Source organism: Chryseobacterium sp. FG46, assembly GCF_057809135.1.
The window spans coordinates 46231-63249 of sequence record NZ_JBMDJJ010000003.1 but is presented as its reverse complement, the minus strand read 5'-3'; the positions used below and the strand labels follow the sequence as shown (position 1 = coordinate 63249).

General features: G+C 36.7%; 18 protein-coding genes. 15 read left to right on the top strand and 3 right to left on the bottom strand.

What is annotated here, in order from left to right; genetic code table 11:
* Positions 1–176: 176 nt before the first annotated feature.
* The 4 genes from ACODR7_RS03150 (at position 177) to proC (ending at position 4058) form a co-directional block, all read left to right on the top strand.
* Entirely contained in the window at positions 177–1382 is a 1206-nt protein-coding gene (locus ACODR7_RS03150) for a pyridoxal phosphate-dependent aminotransferase (protein WP_488837200.1), read from the top strand.
* 10 nt (positions 1383–1392) lie between these two features.
* Positions 1393–1878, top strand: a complete 486-nt coding sequence (locus tag ACODR7_RS03145) for a hypothetical protein (protein ID WP_488837198.1) — start codon at positions 1393–1395, stop codon at positions 1876–1878.
* Between the two features lie 3 nt (positions 1879–1881).
* Entirely contained in the window at positions 1882–2895 is a 1014-nt protein-coding gene (gene murB / locus ACODR7_RS03140) for a UDP-N-acetylmuramate dehydrogenase (RefSeq protein ID WP_488837196.1), read from the top strand.
* A 359-nt stretch (positions 2896–3254) separates the two neighbouring features.
* A complete protein-coding gene (proC, locus tag ACODR7_RS03135) occupies positions 3255–4058 on the top strand; it encodes a pyrroline-5-carboxylate reductase (RefSeq protein ID WP_488837194.1) in 804 nt (267 codons plus the stop codon).
* On the opposite strand, the gene ACODR7_RS03130 is transcribed toward proC, so the two are convergent.
* Positions 4048–4461, bottom strand: coding sequence for a VanZ family protein (locus ACODR7_RS03130; protein WP_488837192.1), 414 nt, complete (start codon positions 4459–4461; stop codon positions 4048–4050). The two genes, proC and ACODR7_RS03130, sit on opposite strands and share 11 nt — an antisense overlap.
* 56 nt (positions 4462–4517) lie before the next feature.
* Here ACODR7_RS03130 and lnt point away from each other — a divergent pair, with 56 nt between their 5' ends.
* On the top strand, positions 4518–6152 hold the full coding sequence (gene lnt / locus ACODR7_RS03125) for an apolipoprotein N-acyltransferase (RefSeq protein WP_488837190.1): 1635 nt from the start codon (positions 4518–4520) through the stop codon (positions 6150–6152).
* Positions 6153–6334: 182 nt separating this feature from the next.
* On the opposite strand, the gene ACODR7_RS03120 is transcribed toward lnt, so the two are convergent.
* Entirely contained in the window at positions 6335–8044 is a 1710-nt protein-coding gene (locus tag ACODR7_RS03120; protein WP_488837188.1) for a T9SS type A sorting domain-containing protein, read from the bottom strand.
* Between the two features lie 243 nt (positions 8045–8287).
* Here ACODR7_RS03120 and rpmB point away from each other — a divergent pair, with 243 nt between their 5' ends.
* The 7 genes from rpmB to ACODR7_RS03085 all read left to right on the top strand — a co-directional run bounded on the left by rpmB (position 8288) and on the right by ACODR7_RS03085 (position 11857).
* On the top strand, positions 8288–8530 hold the full coding sequence (gene rpmB, locus ACODR7_RS03115; RefSeq protein WP_002976757.1) for a 50S ribosomal protein L28: 243 nt from the start codon (positions 8288–8290) through the stop codon (positions 8528–8530).
* A gap of 6 nt (positions 8531–8536) precedes the next feature.
* On the top strand, positions 8537–8719 hold the full coding sequence (gene rpmG, locus ACODR7_RS03110) for a 50S ribosomal protein L33 (RefSeq protein ID WP_027373683.1): 183 nt from the start codon (positions 8537–8539) through the stop codon (positions 8717–8719).
* 20 nt (positions 8720–8739) lie between these two features.
* Positions 8740–8892 (top strand): DUF4295 domain-containing protein, encoded by a 153-nt coding sequence (locus ACODR7_RS03105; protein WP_002976755.1) that lies wholly within the window; start codon positions 8740–8742, stop codon positions 8890–8892.
* An 82-nt stretch (positions 8893–8974) separates the two neighbouring features.
* Positions 8975–9931, top strand: coding sequence for an MBL fold metallo-hydrolase (locus ACODR7_RS03100; protein WP_488837184.1), 957 nt, complete (start codon positions 8975–8977; stop codon positions 9929–9931).
* 157 nt (positions 9932–10088) lie between these two features.
* The gene (locus ACODR7_RS03095; RefSeq protein ID WP_488837182.1) at positions 10089–10556 is read left to right on the top strand and encodes a RidA family protein; all 468 of its coding nucleotides are present in this window, start codon (positions 10089–10091) and stop codon (positions 10554–10556) included.
* 15 nt (positions 10557–10571) lie between these two features.
* Entirely contained in the window at positions 10572–11525 is a 954-nt protein-coding gene (gene ftsY / locus ACODR7_RS03090; RefSeq protein ID WP_306595093.1) for a signal recognition particle-docking protein FtsY, read from the top strand.
* A gap of 71 nt (positions 11526–11596) precedes the next feature.
* Positions 11597–11857 (top strand): GlsB/YeaQ/YmgE family stress response membrane protein, encoded by a 261-nt coding sequence (locus tag ACODR7_RS03085; RefSeq protein WP_115958366.1) that lies wholly within the window; start codon positions 11597–11599, stop codon positions 11855–11857.
* A gap of 77 nt (positions 11858–11934) precedes the next feature.
* On the opposite strand, the gene sppA is transcribed toward ACODR7_RS03085, so the two are convergent.
* Positions 11935–13692, bottom strand: coding sequence for a signal peptide peptidase SppA (sppA, locus tag ACODR7_RS03080; RefSeq protein WP_488837180.1), 1758 nt, complete (start codon positions 13690–13692; stop codon positions 11935–11937).
* A gap of 20 nt (positions 13693–13712) precedes the next feature.
* Between sppA and folK the strand changes: the two genes are divergently transcribed.
* The 3 genes from folK to ACODR7_RS03065 are packed head-to-tail and all read left to right on the top strand — an operon-like array spanning position 13713 to position 16847.
* Positions 13713–14129, top strand: a complete 417-nt coding sequence (gene folK / locus ACODR7_RS03075; RefSeq protein ID WP_488837178.1) for a 2-amino-4-hydroxy-6-hydroxymethyldihydropteridine diphosphokinase — start codon at positions 13713–13715, stop codon at positions 14127–14129.
* A 17-nt stretch (positions 14130–14146) separates the two neighbouring features.
* Positions 14147–15262 (top strand): OmpA family protein, encoded by a 1116-nt coding sequence (locus tag ACODR7_RS03070; RefSeq protein ID WP_488837176.1) that lies wholly within the window; start codon positions 14147–14149, stop codon positions 15260–15262.
* Between the two features lie 55 nt (positions 15263–15317).
* Positions 15318–16847, top strand: a complete 1530-nt coding sequence (locus ACODR7_RS03065) for an OmpA family protein (protein WP_488837175.1) — start codon at positions 15318–15320, stop codon at positions 16845–16847.
* Positions 16848–17019 lie beyond the last annotated feature (172 nt).

Below are 17019 nucleotides of genomic sequence, written 5' to 3'. Positions count from 1 at the left end.
TTTTTAATAAAAAATCAATATTTACTTAAAATTAACAAAACATCAACATCAACTTTTATCAAATTAAGTAGAATTTAAAGGATATATAAAAACTTGAGAAAACTCCTTCTTAATTAACTCATAATTTTATTATTGAGAAATTAAATCTTATTTTTGTCATACAAATTTTTTGAACAATGCCGAATATTTCAAACAGAGCACTGCATATGCCGCCATCGCCGGTAAGAAAACTGGTTCCTTTTGCACTACAAGCAAAACAGAAAGGAATAAAAGTATATCACCTTAATATCGGACAGCCTGATATTGAAACTCCGGAAACAGCTTTAAATGCTTTAAAAAACATCGATTTAAAAGTATTGGAATATGCGCTTTCTGAAGGGAATATTGAATACAGAAAAGCCCTTACAGAATACTACCATTCTTTAGGCTTCTCAGATCTTACTCCTGACAACTTTATTGTTACCAACGGAGGTTCTGAAGCGCTTAACTTTGCGATTTCTACTTTATGTGACGAAGGGGATGAAGTGATCATTCCTGAACCTTATTATGCCAACTACAATGGTTTCACCAGCACATTTGATGTGAATGTAGTAGCAGTTCCTTCTACAATTGATACGGGCTTTGCTTTGCCACCTGTTGAGGAATTCGAGAAAAAAATTACAGAAAAAACAAGAGCAATCATTATCTGTAACCCTGGAAACCCTACCGGATACCTTTATACCCGTGAGGAACTTCAGAAACTGGCAGAAATTGCTTTAAAATATGATATCGTAATCATCTCTGATGAAGTATACAGAGAATACGTATACGATGGAAAGCAGCAGATTTCAATGCTTGATTTCCCTGAATTAGCTGAAAACTGTATCATCATTGATTCTGAATCCAAGCGTTACTCTATGTGTGGTGTAAGAATCGGATGTATGTTAACACGTTCCAACAAGATCCGCAATGCTGCCATGCTTTTTGCACAGGCAAGATTAAGCCCGGTTCTTTTAGGACAGATTGCAGCAACAGCAGCACACCAGAATGACGGTCCCTACATCAGAGCCGTAAGAGAAGAATATACCCACAGAAGAAATGTATTGGTAGATCTTTTAAATGCTATTCCTGGGGTAATCTGCCCTAAGCCAAGAGGTGCTTTCTACTGTGTTGCAGAACTTCCGGTAGACGATACTGAAAAATTTGCTCAGTGGCTGCTTGAAAAATACTCTCTTGACAACGAAACCATCATGGTTGCGCCTGCAGGAGGATTCTACAGCAATCCTGAATTAGGTAAAAAACAGGTAAGAATTGCCTACGTTCTGAAAGAAGAGGACTTAAAAAGAAGTGCTGAAATTCTTAAAGAAGCTTTAAAGAAGTACAGAGAAGAATTCAGTCTGTAAAATAAATCTTATGCCGACAACAAAAAAACTCTATCTGAAAATCCTGTTTTCGATTCTTTTGCTGTCGGCATTTTTTTCTTGTGATTCCAAAAAGACAGAAGAGTCAGCTCCTCATAAAAATCCACACGAGATTACATTCATCAGCGTATCCGATATTGGAGGAAATCTTGGAAATTACAGGATTATCAAAGCCACAAAAGATTCTGTTTTTGCAGAAAAAGGAGTGACAGCCCGTAAAACCCATAAATCATGGGCATCTGCCATCCATCCGCAAATTTGGAAAAAGCTGGTATCATCCGTCCATATTACAGATCTTGACCATATCAAAAGCTCTCCCAGCCAGCAGTCTGTAGGCGGAACAGATGAAACCTTCCAGATCCGGACTCCCAAAAAATCTCATATCTATGTGAATGCTTATGCAGACACTTTACATTACGAGCAGTTACAGCAACTTAAAAAACAACTAGACAAGATTCTTCCCAAAGAATACCAATAAAACATGCAAGAAAATTTTTCACTAAAGCCTTATAACACATTCGGTGTTGAAGCCAAAGCCCGATATTTTACTGAAGTCAATACCATTGATGAGTTAAAAGAAGCGCTCACTTTCGCGGAAACCCAATCTCTTCAGCTTCTTTTTTTAGGAGGAGGAAGCAACATTCTTCTTACCAAAGATTTTGACGGCCTTGCCATCAGACTTAATTTAAAAGGAATTTCTGAAGAGAGCATCCATGAAAACGAAGTGTGGGTAACCGCAAAAGCAGGTGAAAACTGGCATGAATTTGTGATGTACTGCCTGCAAAAAAATTATGGTGGTCTTGAAAATCTTTCTTTAATTCCTGGAAATGTAGGAACTTCTCCCATGCAGAATATCGGGGCTTACGGAACCGAAATTAAAGACATTTTTGTAAGCTGTGAGGTTTTGGATTTAGAAAGTTTTGAACTGAGAACATTTAATCTTGAACAATGCAGATTCGGGTACAGGGATTCTATTTTCAAACAGGAAGGAAAAGGCAGATATGTTATTCTGGAAGTTACTTTTAAACTGACTCAAAAAGATCACCATATCAAGACAGAATATGGAGCTATCCAATCTGAACTTGAAAATCTTGGCATTGAAAATCCTACCATTCAGGATGTTTCCAGGGCAGTGATCAATATACGACAAAGCAAATTACCTGATCCTAAAGAAATCGGAAATGCGGGAAGTTTTTTCAAGAACCCAACCATTCCTTTAGCTCAGTTTGAAGCGTTAAAACAGCAGTTTGAAAACATTCAGGGGTATCCGAACGGAAATAGGGTAAAAGTTCCTGCCGGATGGCTGATTGAACAATGTGGATGGAAAGGAAAACAAATAGGGAATGTGGCTTCACACAAATTACAATCTCTGGTGATCATCAATGCTACAGGAACTGCTACCGGAAAAGAAATTTTTGATTTCTCTACTGAAATTATCAATTCTGTAAAGGAAAAATTCGGGATAGAGCTTGAACGGGAAGTGAATATTATTTAAACTAAAAATAGACAAAGGCTGATTCATATGAATTCAGTCTTTTTTATAAAATATTATCCGTAAGTGTTGGATAAACGCAAAGCCGCAAGGATCTTTTATTTTCTTTGTTATTATTTTAAGGCGCAGGGATTTTATCTTCGATAAAATTCAATGCTGTTCGATCTTTGTGCTATAAAAGGATTAACCTTATCTTATTTCATTCTCACCCTTGCTGAAAATCTCCGATTTTCTCGCGCTTAAAAACGGAATATTATTCAAAATCATTGCGCCTTTTCGATTACCCAACAAAATTAATTCAGAATCAATTCATATCTAGTCTCCGGAAAATCATTATTTTAGCTTAAAAATTACAATTTGCGATGAAAATAGCTATTCTTGGAGCCGGAAATATGGGCCTTTCTTTCTCAAAATCATTTTTAAAATACGAACTGATCAAACCTGAACATCTTCACCTTATTATCAGAAGTCAGGAAAAATTCTCCAAAATAGCTGAAGAGTTTCCCAAATCTAAAATTTCCACCTTTGAAGAAGTAAAAGACATCGATGCTGACCTGATTATCATCTCTGTAAAGCCTCAGGATTTTCAAACGGTGGCTCAAAATATTCAATTTACTTTCAAAGAAAACCAGATGGTTTTATCCATCATGGCAGGAATCAATATTGAAAAAATCCAAAGATTACTGAATCATCCGCTTGTTGTAAGAGCAATGCCCAACTCTCCTACCCTTCTGGGAATGGGAATCACAGGCTATACTGCAGCCAATGGCATTTCTTTCAGCCAGTTAATCAATATTGAAAGATTATTGAACAGCACCGGAAGATCTGTTTATCTGGAAAACGAAGAACTGCTGGATGGTGTAACAGCTCTTTCAGGAAGCGGACCTGCTTATTTCTATTATATTATCGATGCAATGATTAAAGCAGGTATTGAAATGGGAATTGAAGAAAATCTTTCCAAACTTTTTGTAAAACAGACTATGCTGGGAGCTTATCATCTGATCAATAATTCAGAAAAGAATCTTGAAGAGCTGATTAAAGATGTTGCATCCAAAGGCGGAACTACTGAAGCTGCTTTAAAAACGTTTGAAGAAAACAGTTTCAAAGAAATTCTGAAACAAGGAATTCTGAACGCCGAAAAACGCGCCAGGGAACTTAATAATTAAATCTTTTTTCAATCATTCTGCAAAACTGCCACCCAAGATACACTCCAAAAGTATTCAGGATGATATCGTCTACCTCAAATATTCCCATTCTTGTAAAATACTGAAGTGCTTCCACAATAACAATACATGAGATAAAGCCAAACATCAGAGGTTTCAGTTGTTTCAGTTCGGGAATAATCCAGCCCAAAAATCCAAAAGGAATAAACATCATTATATTTCCCAAAACAATTGTCACAATATCTATCGTCTTACTGGGGCCCTGGATAAATTTAATCGTAGAAAAAAAAGGTTCTACCGTAATGAGATTTTCCTCATACTGAAATCTGCCCATTCCTAAAAACATCAGATAGAGCAAAAACAGAGTATACGGAACAATAATGATTTTATAAATTTTCTTTAACATCGAACTGCTAATATATTCATTTCAAAAACATTAAATTTGTGTATTAAAATAATTTAATGAAATACGTTCTACTTACACTTATTTCAGCAATGCTGCTGTCGGTTTCATGGCCAACTTATGGGGTTCCGTTTTTTATATTTTTCGCTCTTGTTCCTCTTCTCATGATGGAGCATGGAATTTCAAAATTTTCAGATTATAAAAGGAAAAGCTGGGCGGTCTTCGGATTGTCTTATCTATGTTTTGTGATCTGGAACGTAGTTACTACAGGATGGCTGTATGGCTCAAAAAACCCTGACGGAAGCCACTCTCTGATGGCTGTTATATTCCCGGTACTGGTCAATTCTCTTTTATATTCACTGGTATTCCAATGTTATCACTGGTACAAAAACGCACAGGGAACCTATTGGGGATTAGGATTCTTGATCGCCATCTGGATGAGTTTTGAAAAATTTCATTTGGGATGGGAATTGACGTGGCCCTGGCTGAACCTTGGGAATGTATTTTCAGATTACCCCAAACTGATCCAATGGTATGATACTTTAGGAGCAACCGGAGGAAGTTTCTGGATTCTTGTCATTAATGTTCTTATTTTTTACACCGTAAGAACATGGGAAGCAGGAAGAAAGCGAAAAGATCTTATCAAAAACTCAGCTATTGTTGCGGCTTTAATTGTTCTGCCAATGATTATTTCAGTCATCAAATACAACAATTTTGATGAAAAACCCATAGGACAGGTAAATGTTTTGATGCTGCAGCCTGATCTTGACCCTTATGCTGAAAAATATTCGAAAGACAGTCTTACCATAGAACAGGATTTATTAGCACTTGCCGAAAAAAACTCAACAGGTAAAATTGATTATTATATAGCACCGGAAACAGCTCTTCCGGGAAGAGGATCTATTTCAGAAACCGCTTTTGAAAAGAGTTTACTTCTCAACAATATTAAAGGATTTTTATCCAGTCACCCAGGATCTGTTTTTGCCACAGGAATTTCTTCACACCGTTTTTTTTATAATCCTGCTGACTTGCCTAAAGAAGCATATCAGATCAACAGCGGAGTTTGGGTAAGCAGTTATAATACTGCCATTCAATTGGTTCCTAATCAAAAAGTTCAGGCTTATCACAAAGGAAAATTAGTCCCTGGTGTTGAAATATTTCCTTATATGAATGTTTTAAAACCATTGCTGGGAGATGCCATGCTTAACTTGGGAGGAACTGTAGCTTCTTTAGGAACAGATAAAGAAAGAGTTGCTTTCTCAAACCCTTATAACAGAGGAAAGCTAGCCCCTATCATTTGTTATGAAAGTATTTATGGTGAATTTGTAACAGACTATGTAAAAAAAGGAGCTAATTTCTTAGGTATCATGACCAATGACTCCTGGTGGGGCGTTACAGAAGGGCACAAACAGCTTTTATCTTATGCTAAACTGAGAGCTATTGAAACCAGAAGAGAAATTGCCCGTGCGGCCAACAGTGGAATTTCTGCACATATCAATGCTAAAGGTGAGATAACCGCTGACACTTTCTATGGTGACCAAACCGCTTTATTTGCGAAAGTAAATCTGTATGACACTATGACGTTTTACACCAGAGCAGGTGACCTTCTTTCAAGGTTTTCCATATTTGCACTGGGATTTTTATTGTTCTACTATCTGATTGAATGGTTCAAAAAGAAAAAAAAGAAAGCTTAGTTTTTAAGCACAAATTACAGGAATCTTTATACAAATAACACAATCAGTGTAATCTGCACAATCAGCGAGAAAATAGCACACTTGCAAACTCTGCAGATCACGCAGATTTTTGTTCCATAAAAAAGAGAAAAGCCAGCTGGACGTCTGGCTTTTCTCATTGATAGAAGATTGAATTGATTCAATTATTTAATCGTAAGTTTTCTGGTGGTTATTTCGTTTTTTATCTTCAGTTGTAATAAATATACCCCTTTAGGCAGATGAGAAACATCAATAGACTGATCTCCATTGACACTGATATTAAGCTTTCTTCCATCCATTGAATACATTTCGGCTTCTGAAACTTTTTCTCCTTTTATATACACTTTTTCTGATACAGGATTTGGATAAATAACAAGCTGCCTTTCAGATTTGACTTCAGCCGTTCCCAACACACTTGGTGGAGAAGCTTCAGAATATACTTTTGCAGCATCAATTGATTTCACACTCCAGTATACATTTTGAAGGGACGGATCAAGCTCAAGGAACCATGATGGTGTTGTCACTATGTATTTTGCAATATCATGAACTCCCTGTGTAGATCCTACGGTAATTTCATAACGCAATGCATTCACCGGAGTTTTATCATCAGAAGCACCACTCCATGTAAAATTGAAACGGTTTCCGTTTTTAGTCAGATTCAGATGCGTTGGTGCTGCAGGTTTTGCGTTTGTTGCTGTAGAATTATTTTTAAAAACTTTAGTCAGGGACGGCAGATCGGAAGCAGCCCAGTCGAATCCTCCCAATAAGATATCCGGATGATGATCATTATTACAATCAAAAAGCTGAACCAGCCCCGGACCTCCCAGTTTAGTAATCCCCGTTATAGTTCCTTCATTAAATGTATGATTGGAAACATCATAGATATAGGTTTTCACAACAGCGGTGTAATTCTCATTTCCTGAAATAATAAAATCGTAATAGCCGTCATTATTTAAATCTCCGACACTTAGTGCAACATCTGAAATATCGCCTACGGGGATTATCTGAGGAGTTAATGCTCCGGTACCATCATTCATTAAAACAGCAGAATAGGCATCATCATTACCATCTCTTCCAATCACCACTATATCCTGAAAACCATCAGCATTAAAGTCTGCAAAATCTATCTTCCCCACTGCTACAGGCGCAAGATCCTGTGTAGGAACAAGAACTCCAGCCTGGTTCATATATACTTTGGATACCGCATCACCATTGATATCTGATCCGATAATCACAAGATCAAGAAGATTGTCATTGTTAAGGTCTACTACTTTAAAACTTCCACTCTGGGTTCCGTCTACCCAATTTTCCGTAAGATCAAAACCTGCCCCCGTGTTTTTATAATAATCCAGGCTATTTCCAAAACCTCCTCCGTGAGCGTATTGAGTTCCATTAATAGCATAATCAAGTTTCCCGTCATGGTTAAAATCAAAAACTTCAAGAGATCCGTAAATTTTACCTGGTAATTCTGCTTCTTTTACAAATCCTGTCCCGGTATTCTTGAACCGGTATTGTTTATAATTAACAACATCCATATAACTGAGTCCTGCAGAAATAATATCCATCAGCCCGTCATTATTAAAATCAATGAATTTAATATCTCCAAGATGCGTTACATCTGCTCCCAATCCTACAAACGGCAATAAGGTTGTCCCATTATTCTGATATACTTCATTATAGGTGCTGTCCACATTTCCGTCCCCATCAGAATCTATCGCTCCGTTGAGCACGATATCCAGTGTACCGTTGTTGTCTATATCCGCAATATCAGCTGCAGAATAATAAAAGTTATTCATGCTTGTCTGCACCTCGGTAAAGTTCTGAGCCATGATGCCGACTGGCAACATAGACCATAAAATATAAATCTTTTTCATATCTATTTTTATTTAGATTAATTAAAAACAAAGATAGAATATTAAATTATTGATGTTAAAAAAAGGCTGTATGAAATATATCAGCACTGATTATCTGCTGTATCCCAAGGATTCTACTATTTTAAAAATTCAATATTATTAATCAGCCACTTATTTGCAAATATTTTCCAAAAGATTTGTCTATCTAAAAAATTCTTCGTTATTTTGCACTCTCAAATATTATACAAATAAGAACATCGAGATATGTCAAGAATTTGCCAAATAACAGGAAAGCGTGCAATGGTTGGTAACAACGTTTCTCACGCTAATAACAAAACGAAGCGTCGTTTTGAAATTAACTTATTAGAGAAGAAGTTTTACCTTCCGGAGCAAGATAAGCACGTTACACTGAAAGTATCAGCTCATGGATTGAGAGTGATTAACAAGATTGGAATCGAGGAAGCTATTGAAAGAGCTACTAGAAACGGATTGATTAAAAAGAATTAATAAATCATGGCAAAAAAAGGAAATAGAGTTCAAGTAATTCTTGAATGTACAGAGCACAAAGAAAGTGGTATGCCAGGAATGTCTAGATACATTTCTACAAAAAATAAAAAGAACACTACAGAAAGATTGGAATTGAAAAAATACAATCCTGTTCTTAAGAGATCTACCCTTCACAAAGAAATTAAGTAATTTATAAATAATAACTTACCATGGCAAAGAAAGTAGTAGCAACCCTACAAAGCGGTCAGTCTAAGAAGATGACTAAAGTGGTGAAAATGGTTAAGTCTTCTAAATCAGGAGCTTACGTTTTCGAAGAAAAAGTAATGAATGCTGATGAAGTAGATGGTTATTTAAAAAAATAATCAGTACTTTGTTTACAATATAAAAAACTACTCATTTTTTTGAGTAGTTTTTTTGTTATATTCGTTTCATAAAAAACACGTTATGAGACAATTCTTTATTTTATTTTCCACGATACTGTTTACGGGGTCTCCTTACCATTCTCAAATTACTCACAAGAAAATCAGTTCTCAGGAGAATGTAAAAATTATTATTTTAGGAAATGTACAGGATGCCGGCTCTCCTCAGATCGGATGCCGTAAAGAATGTTGTATGGACCTCTGGAAATATCCACAGGAAAACAGGAAAGTAACTTCTCTGGGAGTCATTGATGAAACACTGCAGAAAAACTACATCTTCGATGCCAGCCCGGATTTTACCAGACAGGTAGAATTACTGATGGAGCATTCATCAGATCAGAAAAAGAAAGTACCGGACGGGATTTTTATTACCCACGCCCATATCGGACATTATACAGGTCTTATGTTCTTAGGGAAAGAAGGAATAAACTCCAGTGCTATTCCTGTATATACCATGCCGCGGCTTAAAAAGTTCTTTGAAAACAATGGCCCATGGTCTCAGCTGATCCGTTTGAATAATATTGTTCCTTATGAAATGCAGAATGAAACACCAATAATGGTGAACTCCCATCTAGAGGTTACTCCTATACAGGTTCCCCATCGTGATGAATATTCGGAAACCGTTGGTTTCATCATTAAAGGCCCTCATAAAAAGGCATTATTCATTCCGGATATAGATAAATGGAATAAGTGGAAATACAATATTGCAGATCTGATAAAAACAGTAGATTATGCATTTCTGGACGGTACATTTTATGATTCGGAAGAAATAGGCTACAGAAATATTGAAGATATCCCGCACCCATTTGTAGTGGAGAGTATGGAACTGTTTAAAAGCCTGTCACCGGAATATAAAAAAAGAATTTTCTTTATCCACTTTAATCATACCAATAAAATTTTAAATCCGGAGAGCAGACAAAGTAAAGAGGTACTGGAAAAAGGATTTAATATTGCACGTATGGCAGATGAGTTTGAATTATAATGATAATCAGTTTTCTTTAGAAGACGGTAATAAAACCGTTGATAATGAACATCAGGAAATAAAAATAATAAAGACTTTGTTTACATATAAAAAAACAACTCCTGTTTTGGGTAGTTTTTTTGTTATCTTTGCTCACCAGATTATTAATCAGTAAAGTATGAAAAAGATACTTGTTCTGGCCTGCACGGCAACTTTTCTATTTTCATTCAGTCAGAAAACAATGAACCCCGTAGAATATAAAAGTTCGCCGAAAGTTTTCAATATAAAAGGATTATCCCAGTCGGTAAGCATTGACTGTGGAAATTCAAAAATGATTTTATTATCCGGACAGGTTCCTCTGGATTCTGAGGGTAATCTTATGGGAAATACTTTTGAAGAGCAGACCCAGCAGGTTTTCAAAAATATTGAAAACATCCTGAAAGAATATGAAGGTACAGGCAAAGATATTATCAAACTGGTAATCTATACCAAAGACATCAAAAAAACACCTGATTTCAGAAAAGTAAGGGATTTGTATATTAATCTTCAGAATCCTCCCGTAAGCAGCCTTGTGGAAGTGAGCAAGCTTTTCAGAGATGATGTGCTTATAGAAGTAGAAGCTACAGCAGTGATTAAAAATAAATAAGAATAAACTAAAACTATGAGTTGGTTTAAAAATATTTTCAAAAAGGAAGAAAAAGAAACCTTAGATAAAGGATTGGAAAAATCCAGCCAGGGATTCTTTGAAAAAATGACGAAAGCCGTAGTCGGTAAAAGCAAAGTAGATGATGAAGTTCTGGATGATCTTGAAGAAGTCCTGATTGCTTCCGATGTAGGTGCCTCTACCACTATCAAAATCATTGAAAGAATAGAAGAACGTGTTGCCAGAGATAAATATGTTGGGGTAAATGAACTGGATAAAATTCTTCGTGATGAAATCTCAGGATTATTGCTTGAGAATCCACATGCCGGTACAGGAAATATTGATACTTCCAAGAAGCCTTATGTCATCATGGTGGTAGGAGTAAACGGAGTGGGAAAAACAACAACCATCGGAAAACTGGCTCACCAGTTCAAATCGGAAGGTAAAAAAGTAGTTCTTGGAGCTGCGGATACCTTTAGAGCCGCTGCCGTTGACCAGCTTGTTATCTGGAGCGAAAGAGTGGGTGTTCCTATCATAAAACAGGAAATGGGATCAGATCCAGCCTCTGTAGCTTTTGATACGGTACAAAGTGCTGTAGCTCAAAATGCAGATGTTGTCATCATCGATACTGCAGGAAGACTTCACAACAAGATCAACCTGATGAACGAATTATCCAAGATCAAAAGAGTAATGCAGAAAGTTATTCCGGATGCACCTCATGAGATCCTATTGGTACTTGACGGTTCTACAGGGCAGAATGCTTTTGAACAGGCCAAGCAGTTTACAGCGGCAACGGAAGTAAATGCTTTAGCAGTAACCAAACTGGACGGAACCGCCAAAGGAGGTGTTGTTATCGGAATCTCCGATCAGTTCCAGATTCCGGTGAAGTATATTGGTGTAGGCGAAAAAATGCAGGATTTACAACTTTTTAATGGTACGGAATTTGTAGACTCATTCTTCAAGAAAAGATGATTTATATCATGTTTTCCCTTATATTAGCAAACAATCATTTTTAAATATTAACAATAAAAAAATTTGCAACTATGGGAATTATTACATGGATCTTATTCGGTCTTATTGCAGGTGCTATCGCTAAAATGATCATGCCTGGAAGTCAGGGAGGAGGATGGCTTATCACTATCATCCTTGGAATTCTGGGAGCATTTGTAGGAGGAGCTATAGGAGTTTACGTTTTACACTGGGGAGATGTCACTTCATTCTGGAATCCGAGAAGCTGGATTCTCTCAATCGGAGGCGCTTTAATCATTCTCTGGATTTATGGAATGGCAACAAAGAAAAGCTGATAATAACGCTGATAAAAAATAAAATCCCGGATCTGAAATTTCAGGTCCGGGATTTTTGTATACAATATAAAATTTAGTTAGTTGTTGATTCTAATCTGATAAGGCATTTCCATTTTTACCTCAGACTGTAGTTTTTTGTCTGTGATTTGCTGTAAAATCTCATAGTTGGATTTACCAATCTTGTTCTTGATAATTCTGGCAGAAACGTCCTCTTCATTCAGGTCTTTGAAGATTTGTTCAAAAGGAGTCATTCTCTTAGGGAAAGCCTCTACGTGATAAGATTTTAATCCTGCTTTCTGTGCGGCAAACTTCACAGCATCTGTTAGAGTACCCAATTCATCTACCAATCCTATTTCTTTTGCACGAACTCCGCTCCATACTCTACCGCCTCCTACATTATCAATCTGCTCAAAAGTTTTCTTTCTGTTCTGAGTTACAAAATGTACAAATCTTTTATAGGTACCTTCTACACTTCTTGTCATCATATTTACTCCATAAGGGGTTACACCGTTTAATCCGGAATAATACATCGAGTTGGCATTAGTAGAAACAATATCTGCACGGATTCCGTTTTTAGCGGCAATATCTTTATAGTAAGGCATCACTCCAAACACTCCGATAGAACCGGTAAGTGTATTAGGCTCTGAATAAATTTTATCCGCTGCCATGGCTACATAATATCCTCCTGATGCTGCATAGTCTCCAAAAGAAACGATCAGTGGTTTTTTCTTTTTCAGCTGCTGTAATTCAAATAAGATTTCATCTGAAGCATTAGCACTTCCTCCCGGAGAGTTGATTCTGAAAACAACAGCTTTCACTTTATCATCCTCCTGAAGCTTTTTGATATACTTCACATATTTCTCAGAATGAATATCATTGTATTCATCTCCACTATTAATAGATCCTGAAGCATACAATACTGCAATCTTTTCACCGGATTTATCCTCATTCTCATAAGAATTGATATAACTTGTTAAAGAAATCTTGTTCAGCTTTTCTTTATCTTTCACATTGAGCTTCGCCTTAAGAAGATCTTCGTATTCTGATTTCTGGAGCAGTTTATCCGCAAGTTTATATTTTAAGCTTTGCTCGGGAATCATTCCATATAAGCTGTCTGTAATCATTCTGAACTGAGCAGTATCAATTTTTCTTGAAGCAGCCATTTTACTGGAAGTGTTTTTCCACAGATCATTCAAGAGCGTACTTAACTGTTCTTTATTTTCAGGGGAAATATCATTTCTTAAAAAAGGTTCTACCGCAGACTTGAATTTACCGTGACGGATTACTTCAATTCCAACCCCGTATTTATCTGCAAAATCCTTGAAGAAAGCGACCTCTGTAGAAAGACCTTTTAAGTCTACCATTCCTGCCGGATGCAGATAATATTTATCCGCAACAGACCCCAAATAATAAGCAGACTGTGATACTCCGTTCCCATATGCATATACAAACTTTCCGCTTTTCTTGAAATCTTCAATAGCATTTCTAAGATCATCAATCTGAGTAAGTCCTGCAGATAAATCATCAGCTTCTATACTGATTCCTTTAATATTATCATCAGTTTTTGCTTTATTGATCGCCTCTAAAGCATCATATATAAGGATACTTTTATTTTGGGCGCCCATACCAAATAATCCCATCTCTTCTTCCGTAGGACTATCGATTATACTGGTCTTTAAATTAATCGTAAGAACTGAGTTCTTTTTCACCGCCACCGACTTATCATTCCCCATCGCGCTAAACACGAGCATCATGATGAAAAAAATGAAAAATAGAGCGCAAAGTATGATAATTGCAACTATATTTGCCAAAACATTTTTGAAGAAACTTCTCATAAATCAATCAATTTTCTAATATGTCGCAGCATAAGGTCGTTTTGTTACTGGGAAGTAACTTAGGAGAGCAAAAAAAAAATATAGAGCTTGCATTAAAAAAGATCAATGAAGCCGGAAATAACATTTCACAAACCAGCGAATATTTAATGTCTGCCCCTGTAGAATTTGTCAGTTCCAATATTTTTTGTAATATTGCAGCAATAATATTTACACATCTTTCACCAATTCAACTGCTTGATTGTATTAAGAATATAGAAGTTGAGATGGGAAGAATTAATGATTCAAAAGTATCCGGAGGTTATAAAGACAGGATTATAGACATTGATATCATTAAATATAATGAGTTAAATTTTAAATCAGAAAGATTAGAAATCCCTCATAAAAAACATCTTTTTGAAAGGGATTTTTCCAGAATATTATTAAAAGATTTTATTTAAAACATAAAACATATTGTATGAAATTAGGTTTATTATTATTGGCTACGTCATTGCCGATTGCAGCTTTCGCACAGAACAGCGGCACTACAGTAAACTCTTCCACAGAGTATCCTAATACATTCTCCTCAGGTTCCGCTAATGTAAAGCCTTTTGACAATAAATCCAGACTTTTCAGAGACTGGTCTATTTCTGTCGGAGGAGGTCCTGCATTTATGGTACACTCCGATTTAAAATCTATCCGCAAGGATAAGACCAATTGGGGTTACAATGCTTACGTAAGCGTGGACAAACAAATCACACATGCATTTGGGCTAAGCCTTATGTATATGAGAGGAGAAACGAAACAGACAGCCCAGCTTCCCGGTGCTGCAGGTGTAAAATCAGGAGTAGCTACTGCAACAACACAGTTTGACAACATCTCTTTATTAGGGGATATCAACTTCTCGAACTTATTCAGAAGAGTAGACAACCACTCTCCATACAGATGGGCTTTCCATGGATATATGGGTATTGGACTTCAGGGATTCAGAACTTCACTGCATGATAATGACGAATTCAGATGGAGCACTACTCCAAGAAGAACGCCTTTGTTCATCAAACAGGACATTGATATCAACTCTATCTTCTATCAGGGAGGTGTGGGAATAAAATACAATGTTTCAAAACTTATTGACGTTGAGGCAAGAACCATGTACATCATCAGTGGTGATGATGAATTCGATGGTGGCGGATGGGCAGATCCTAACGATTATGATCCTTCCACTCCAGGTTCAAAATATAACATGCTAAATTCGAGAAGATCTGATAACGCCTGGACAGTAAGTTTAGGATTATCTTTCAAACTAGGAAAGCATCAGTCTCACCTGGCATGGCATGACCCGCTTCAGGAAGCTTATTACAGAACAAGTGTTCTTGAAAACGCAAGTACCGATCTTGTGGTTTGCGAAAAAGGTGATGCAGACAATGATGGAGTATGCGATGACTGGGACAGACAGCTTGATACTCCTGCAGGAGCAAGAGTAGATGGTGCTGGTGTTGCTTTGGATATGGATCTTGATGGTGTTATTGACCTTTACGATAAATGCGTAACTGTTCCCGGACCTGCTGAAAATAACGGTTGTCCAGTAAAATAATTTAACAAACTTAAAATTTTCTTTTTCAAAAAAAGAAATCAAATAATAATACACGATGAAATTAAGTTTAGCAATTGTAGCATTAGCTTTGGCAATTCCTTCTGCCACGTATGCTCAAGACTCAACTGCAGATTCAAACGGAAAATACCCTAATACATTTTCTTCAGGATCTGCCAATGTTACACCATTTACAAACAAATCCAAGAGATTTAATGATTGGTCTATTTCTGTAGGAGCAGGTGTTCCACTTCTTCAGTCAGCAGATTTGACCTCTATCAAAAATGGTAATGGTAAAAACCTTTTTGGTTATTCAGCGTATGTAAGTATTGATAAAGCGATTACCCATGCTTTTGGGATCAATTTACAGTATGACAGAGGCGAAACCAGACAAGGATGGTTCAATACTAAAAATGCAGCACCAGATGCAGCAGCAGTAGGAGCAAGAACTCAGTATGACGCAATCTCTATCTTAGGAGACATTAACTTTTCAAACTTATTAAGAAGAGTTGATAACCACTCTCCTTACAGATGGGCGCTTCACGGATATGCAGGTATTGGTACCATTGCATACAGAGCATACCAGAAAGACGGAAGTAACAGACAGACATTAATGACTGAAATCAAACCTTTCGAATTAGGTTCTATGTTCTTCCAGGCTGGTACAGGTCTTAAATTTAAAGTCAACAGAAGAATTGATATTGAAGGTAGATTAATGTACGTGGTAACCGGTGATGATGAATTCGACGGAGGCGGTGATGCTTACAGTGCTATCAACAAGCGTTCTGAACAGGTTTCAGACAACTTCTTCAATGCTACTCTAGGTCTTTCTTTCAAATTAGGGAAGCACGAGTCTCATGTAATGTGGCATGACCCACTTCAGGAAATCTATTATAAACTTGATGTACTGGCTAATAAAAATCAGGATATTGAAGTATGTAAAAAAGGAGATGCTGATAACGATGGGGTATGCGACGACTGGGACAGACAGCTTGATACTCCTGCAGGTGCAAGAGTGGACGGTGCCGGAGTTGCACTTGATACAGACTTAGACGGTGTAATTGACCTTTACGATAAGTGTGTAACCGTTCCCGGACCTGTTGAAAACAACGGATGCCCTATTGCTAAAAAAGATAATAAGGAAACCGCTGTAGAAGTAGAAAAAACCCTTAAAGATATTTACTTCAATTTTAATAAAGCAACCATCAGACCTGAATCTAACGAAAAACTGGATCTGGCTGCTTCAATTATTAAAGAAAACGGAGGTAATTACCTGTTAACAGGACATACAGATATCAAAGGAAATGCAGCATACAACCTTAGACTGTCTAAAGAAAGAGCAGCCGCTGTAGTAGGTGCTCTGGAAAGCAGAGGCATCAATGAAAATGTACTGAAGTCAAGAGGAGTAGGTTCTGCTGAAGCTACTATTCCTGCATCAGCTTCAGATGCTGAAAGAATGGCGGATAGAAAAGTTACTGTAAGATTTATAGAAAGTTCAGAATGGGATTCTATTAAAAAGAAAGACTATGAAGATGCTCCTGTAAAAAAAGCAGTAAAAAAAGTTCCTGCTAAGAAAAAGAAGAAATAATTTCCAAATACTTCATAAACCGAAAAGAATTGCTCTTTTCGGTTTATTTTTTTTCTACTACGAATTTTTTTACATACCTTTATCATTATTTTCAGGACAACTGTATAAAACACATTAGAAATCAGCAAGTTTGTCTTTGAAAAGAAAACCAACCCAAAATCACTTTTTAACG